This window comes from Nitrospirota bacterium, assembly GCA_016212215.1.
Taxonomy (GTDB): Bacteria; Nitrospirota; 9FT-COMBO-42-15; order HDB-SIOI813; family HDB-SIOI813; genus JACRGV01.
On record JACRGV010000051.1, the window covers coordinates 1 to 6,122 of the forward strand.

The 6,122-nt window shown below is 42.2% G+C and carries 5 protein-coding genes; 3 read left to right on the plus strand and 2 right to left on the minus strand.

Going from position 1 to position 6,122, the window contains the following annotated elements:
• Positions 1 to 233 precede the first annotated feature (233 nt).
• Positions 234 to 1,877, minus strand: coding sequence for a GTPase HflX (hflX, locus tag HZA08_04775; GenBank protein MBI5192739.1), 1,644 nt, complete (start codon positions 1,875 to 1,877; stop codon positions 234 to 236).
• A 444-nt stretch (positions 1,878 to 2,321) separates the two neighbouring features.
• Between hflX and HZA08_04780 the strand changes: the two genes are divergently transcribed.
• The 3 genes from HZA08_04780 to HZA08_04790 all read left to right on the plus strand — a co-directional run bounded on the left by HZA08_04780 (position 2,322) and on the right by HZA08_04790 (position 5,278).
• Positions 2,322 to 2,912 (plus strand): TlpA family protein disulfide reductase, encoded by a 591-nt coding sequence (locus HZA08_04780; protein ID MBI5192740.1) that lies wholly within the window; start codon positions 2,322 to 2,324, stop codon positions 2,910 to 2,912.
• Between the two features lie 80 nt (positions 2,913 to 2,992).
• A complete protein-coding gene (locus HZA08_04785) occupies positions 2,993 to 3,592 on the plus strand; it encodes a periplasmic heavy metal sensor (GenBank protein MBI5192741.1) in 600 nt (199 codons plus the stop codon).
• 9 nt (positions 3,593 to 3,601) lie between these two features.
• On the plus strand, positions 3,602 to 5,278 hold the full coding sequence (locus HZA08_04790; GenBank protein MBI5192742.1) for a hypothetical protein: 1,677 nt from the start codon (positions 3,602 to 3,604) through the stop codon (positions 5,276 to 5,278).
• A gap of 239 nt (positions 5,279 to 5,517) precedes the next feature.
• Here HZA08_04790 and HZA08_04795 read toward each other — a convergent pair whose 3' ends face one another.
• A complete protein-coding gene (locus tag HZA08_04795) occupies positions 5,518 to 5,964 on the minus strand; it encodes a PEP-CTERM sorting domain-containing protein (GenBank protein MBI5192743.1) in 447 nt (148 codons plus the stop codon).
• Positions 5,965 to 6,122 lie beyond the last annotated feature (158 nt).

Below are 6,122 nucleotides of genomic sequence, written 5' to 3' on the forward strand. Positions count from 1 at the left end.
AAAATGACCCCAAGTAAGCAGTAAGCGGTAAGCAGTTAGCAGATAAAGACTGCCTTTCCTGTTTACTGCTCACTGCTTACTGTTTACTATTTTCATTTCCCTTTGTGAGCGCCCCGCTCATGACGGTTCATCCGAAAATCAACCCCATCCCCACCCTATCCCTCCCCTTGAAGGGGAGGGAATCAACATAGCCCCCTCTCCCTCAGGGAGAGGGTTAGGGTGAGGGTGGGTTTTCATTTACCTTTGTGAGCCCCCGGTTCTCTCCATATCATCTCCTCCATCACTGCCAGTAACAGCAAAAGTGTCTCAGGATTTATTGCAGAGATTGCAATGGCATTAAATCTCTGACAAATCATCTTTACCTCATCCGGTTCTGCCTTATCCTGCTTATTAAATACAACAAGTCTTGGTATATTATCAAGTCCTAACTCCCTGAGTATCTGGTCTACTGACTCCATCTGCTGATCAAAACGGGGGTTGCTGATGTCCACAACATGAAGTAATAAGCGGGCGTCCCTCAGCTCATCCAGCGTAGCCCTGAAGGCGCCAAGTAGATCCTCCGGCAGTTCTCTTATAAACCCGACTGTATCGGTTATTATAACCTCACGTTCTTTTGGGAATCTTAGCCTTCTTGATGAAGTATCCAGTGTAGCAAATAACAGGTCTTCTGTTTTTACATTACTCTTTGTCAGGGAGTTAAGCAATGTTGACTTACCTGCATTTGTATAGCCTACAATAGAGATGATAGGTAAATGGCTTTGAACCCTCTTCTCTTTCCGCTGCTGTCTTGCCCTGCTGAGATGCTCAAGTTCCCTTTCCAGATGTGTTATCCTGTCCCTTATCCGTCTTCTGTCAACCTCCAGTTTCATCTCACCCGGCCCTCTGCCGCCTACACCGCCCATCAACCGCGACATGGCCTTGCCTGTACCGATAAGCCTTGGAAGGAGATATTTTAATTGTGCAAGCTCAACCTGTACCTTACCATCCCTGCTGTGTGCCCGTCTTGCAAATATGTCGAGGATAAGCTGTGTCCTGTCAATTACCCTTATGTCCGTTATATCTGCTATTGATTTAACCTGTGTTGGGGAGAGATTCTGATCAAGTATAATAAGATTTGCCCCGCCCTGTAATGACTTAATTAAAAGCTCTTTTATCTTACCCTCACCCATAAGGTATTTTGGGTGAATCAGCTTTGGTCTTTGTATAACAGAGCCAATTACAGTGACCCCTGCAGTCCTTGCAAGCTCCTTCAGCTCCTCAAGTGAATCCTCCTGCTCTGACTTGCTCTTTAGCGAAACACTTACAATTACAGCCCTGTCCCCCTTTTCAACCTCTTTTACCTCAGCGCCGACGGAAAGTTCTTCATCAAGAATACTCAGAAAATCAGATAAGTTCAGGTCAAGCTGTTGAAACTGTGTTTTCTCATGTACCCTGTATGTCTTGCCGGCGGGATTTGGAGGAATAAGGTTTGCCATATAAATATGGGCAGGAAGGCCGTCACCTCCTACACCGACTGCTGCCATAAGATCAAGCCTGAGCAAAGCAAGGTCTGTAAGGTCATCCTGTGAAAGGGCCTCATCTTTCAGATGTGTATGAACACACCTGACGCCCCTGATATTCCTCCTTCCGAGGGCAAATTCAGAAATATCAGGTATAACAATCTCTTTCTGGTCACCGATGATAACACATCGTATCTGTCCCTGCCTGTCTATGATCATCCCTATCTGTTTCCTAATCTCAAAAGAAAGGGAAGTAATATATCGTGCAAGCTCACCTGTAATTACCTCAGACGGCGGAATCCTTCGGCGGTAGATATTCTTTAACCTCCTGAGCTGGTCCGCCTTTAATCCTGCAGTATTACCGAAAAGATTGGAAATATTAAAGTCTCCTTCATCCGAAAATGACCCCAAGTAAGCAGTAAGCGGTAAGCAGTTAGCAGATAAAGACTGCCTTTCCTGTTTACTGCTCACTGCTTACTGTTTACTATTTTCATTTCCCTTTGTGAGCCGAAGGCTCATGAGGGTTCATCCGAAAATCCTTCCGGCGGGGTAAGAAAACCCCGCCTATCCATTTCTATAAGGATAGGCGGGACATTCTTGTCCCGCTGACTTTCATGCCCCTTTGTGAGCACCTTGCTCATGTGGGTTTATTCAAAAATACCCAAACCTGTTAGATAATACTAACCGGGGATATTTATTCTGAAGGTAAAATAACAGGATAGGAAAGTTCTGTCAATTTCAGGCGGGGTGGACATTATCCGATATAAATCAAAAATCGGTAAACTTGACGCCCAGATTCATAACATGTTATTATGCAGAACATTGCAGAATATATTTCCGGTTAGAAAAACCATGAAGTACATCACAGATAGAAAAACCTGTTTAACCATAATATTAACAATTGCCTTCAGTATCGGTTTAGGATTTTATAATAACCGAACATCTATCGCAGACAGCAGAGGTTATGCTGCTTATCTTGGAATACAGGAATTTCCCCGTCCTGTTGAGGCAAAGGATTTTACGTTAAAGGACATCGCCAATAAAAAGATAAATCTGAAAAGCTACAGGGGAAAGGTTGTTATGCTCAATTTCTGGGCAACATGGTGTGGCCCATGCCGGATGGAAATGCCTTCTATGGAGAGATTACACCAGCAGTTTAAAGATAAGGCATTTGTAATTATTTCTGTTGCCTCCGGTGATTCAAGAGAGGAAGTCAGTTCATTTATGAAAGAATACCGCCTGACATTTCCTGCTCTACTTGATGATGATTATGAGGTCTCCGATGAGTATAAAGTTTGGGCAGTTCCAACTACCTATTTTATTAATACAAAAGGGGAGATTATAGGAAAGGCCCAGGGTGGCAGAGACTGGAGCACAAGAGCCGCAACTCAGTATATTTCATCTATATTTTAGCTTCATGGCTTTTAGCTTTAAGGCTTTTAGCTTTTAGGCTTCTCTATTAACAAATAACCAATAAAAAAGGGGGTATTAAAATGAAGAAAAGGCAACTTTTATCTTTAGTATTTTTATCTGTTCTAATCCTGTTTAGCGGGAAACTTGCAATAGCAATGGGTGATATGCATGAAGCCCATACGTCCAAACCCATGTATGACGCTGGAGACATGGGTGACATGACGGATGATGACTGGTGTAAGAATGACCCTGCCCATGCGATGATGCATAAGATGGGTAAACACATGATGAACAAGGATATGAACCCATGGGATATGATCAAAGAAAAGCTGAATCTTTCAGATGAGGAAAATGAGAAACTCGGAAAGATTTTCTATGAATACCGGAAAGAGATGCTGAGGAAAAGGGCTGAGATAGAGATTGCTGAAATGGACCTTCAATGGTTATTGAGGATGAAATCAACTGATGCTAAAACAATAAAAGATACGCTCAAGAATTTGGAGTCCCTTAGAACCGCCGTAAATACCTACAGGGTTGACCAATTGTTAAAAACAAGGGACTTTCTCTCAAATGAACAGTATGAGATTCTGGCAAACTATCTCCTCGGCTGGATGGACCATCATGGTAATAAAAGAGGAGACCATGACTGCTGTATGCATGACATGAAAGGATGCAGGTAAATGTAGGCTATGCCTTTTTACAAATTCCGGCAGACTTACAGAGATATACAACGTGTACGTCAGATACTTAATACCCTTATCAAATATGGGTTCGGTTATGTAGTAGATAAATTAAACCTACAAAGCTATGTCCCGCTCGGGAAACGCCTCTTCAGGATTCCTGAGCGTGAGATGATCCCAAAGAATGCTGCCGGGCAATTCAGGCTTGTACTTGAAGAGCTCGGCACTACATTCATCAAGTTCGGTCAGATCCTCAGTTTAAGAAGAGATATTCTTTCCGAAGATTTCATAAATGAACTCCAGAAACTTCAGGATAATGTTCCCCCTTTTTCCTATGAACAGGTTAGAGAAGAAATCTTATCCCAGTTCGGTAAGCCGATAGAAAAACTTTTTGCTGCCTTTGATGAAAAACCCCTCGCTGCTGCCTCAATAGGTCAGGTACACAGGGCAAGGCTATTCAACGGCAAAGATGTTGTTGTAAAGATTCTGAGGCCCGGCATTAAAGAAACCATAGAAACAGACCTGAGTATCCTTGCAAATCTCTCACGACTGATAGAAAAGTATATTCAAGAGTCCAAGATGTATGACCCTGCCGGCCTTGTTGAAGAGTTTTCCCAATCCATAAGAAGGGAACTGGACTTCAGGCTTGAAGGCAGGAGTGCAGACAGATTCAGGGAGATATTTAAAGGCTCAAAAAACGTTTACGTCCCTGAAGTAATATGGGAGTTCAGCGGAAATCACATACTTACAATGGAATATGTAGCCGGCAAGAAGGTTACAGATGTAGATGGTGATTTACGATACAGACGCAGGCTTGCAAAATCTTTTAATGAAACCTACCTGATACAGATATTTGAACATGGATTTTTCCATGCTGACCCGCATCCTGGGAATATATTATTCCTTGAAGACGGACGAATCTGCTTTCACGATTTTGGGATAATGGGTCATCTTGATGATGAGATGGTGGATAACCTCGCAAACATCTTTATTGCCTTTATGGATAAGGACATTGACAGGATGATGGACGTTTACCTTGAAGTGGGAATCCTCACAGGAGATTTCGACCAAAAGGCATTCAAAAGGGATTTAAGGGATTTTCTTGAGAGGTATTACGACATCCCCTTGAAGGAGTTTTCCTTTGCTGAATTCATGGAGGGCCTTGTATCCATAGGACGGCGCTACTACATAAAATTACCTACAGACCTGCTATTATTCGGCAAGACATTCATGACAGTAGAGTCAATAGTCAGAACACTTGACCCGGATTTCAATCTAATTGAAAATATAAGACCTTATACACAAGTTTTGTTCAGAAACAGGCTGTTCCGGCCGGCCGGAATCTATAAGAACTTCATCCATCTCGGGTTAGAGTTAAACCGCATCCTCAAAAACTTTCCTCATGACCTAAGACATCTGTTAAGGCACCTTAAAGATGGCCGCATAGAGATTGAAGTCAAGCATGATAAATTAGAAGACCTTGAACTCCATATTGATAAGGCAAGCAACAGACTCTCTTTCAGCCTCATAATAGCATCTATAATAGTCGGTTCATCCATAATCATGCAAACCCAGATGGGCCCGCTGTTCCTCGGCTTTCCCATAATCGGCGTAGCCGGCTACCTTGTAGCAGGCTTTCTTGGTTTATGGCTGGTGTGGGCTATCCTGAGGTCAGGGCGGTTGTGATAGTCTTCAAATAAACATTTAACATGGGACGCCCCTGTTTTTTCGATTCTTTCTCATTTTAGGTAGTAAACCAATTGTCCAATAATGCAACTATTCCTGTCATTTCCGAATGTTTTATCGGGTATATAGTTTGTACCAAAACCAGATTCCCGATAAATGACTTCGGGAATGACAAATAGTTGTAATGGTTATTTTATGACAACCTTATTTATACTTTTTTAAAGAACCTATTTATTTTTTCAATGTGTCTTTATTTCCGGTTTATTACTTGATTTTCGTTGCAATAAGATACCAAGCATCACCATGCCGGTAATCATTAGCAATAATGTTCCCGGTTCCGGCACTGTGTTATTTGGTGTGCAGACAGACGGGGAACAGGTATTCCCGTTGTATGCACTATTTAGATTTCCTCCCAAACCGTCATCGCGCCATGTTGTGGTGTTATACCTGATAGAACCAATGTCATCTGTGGATGTCCCTGTATATGTGAAGCCAAAACCCGGGAGGGGAGGATCGCCCAAATTGACCTCATAATTAAAATCAGCCATCCAGTTGATAAAATTGGTGTCTATTTGTACAGGAATCCAACCAGTTGGAGAAAAAACAACAAGGCCGGGGAGATCATCCATACCAACCTCCACCGTTAGGTCATAAAGCGGGTCTATATCCATGTTCCCTACTATCATTGCATAAGTCCATTCATTAGAGGCTCTTGCAAAAGTAATAAAATAAGTGAATTTTTCTGAATTTATTTGGTGTAAAATTGCTCTCCTTTTGGTAGAATATGTTTGTTAAAAAATACCACACAAAAGGAGAGCCGATGAACTTGAGAGATAAAATATCA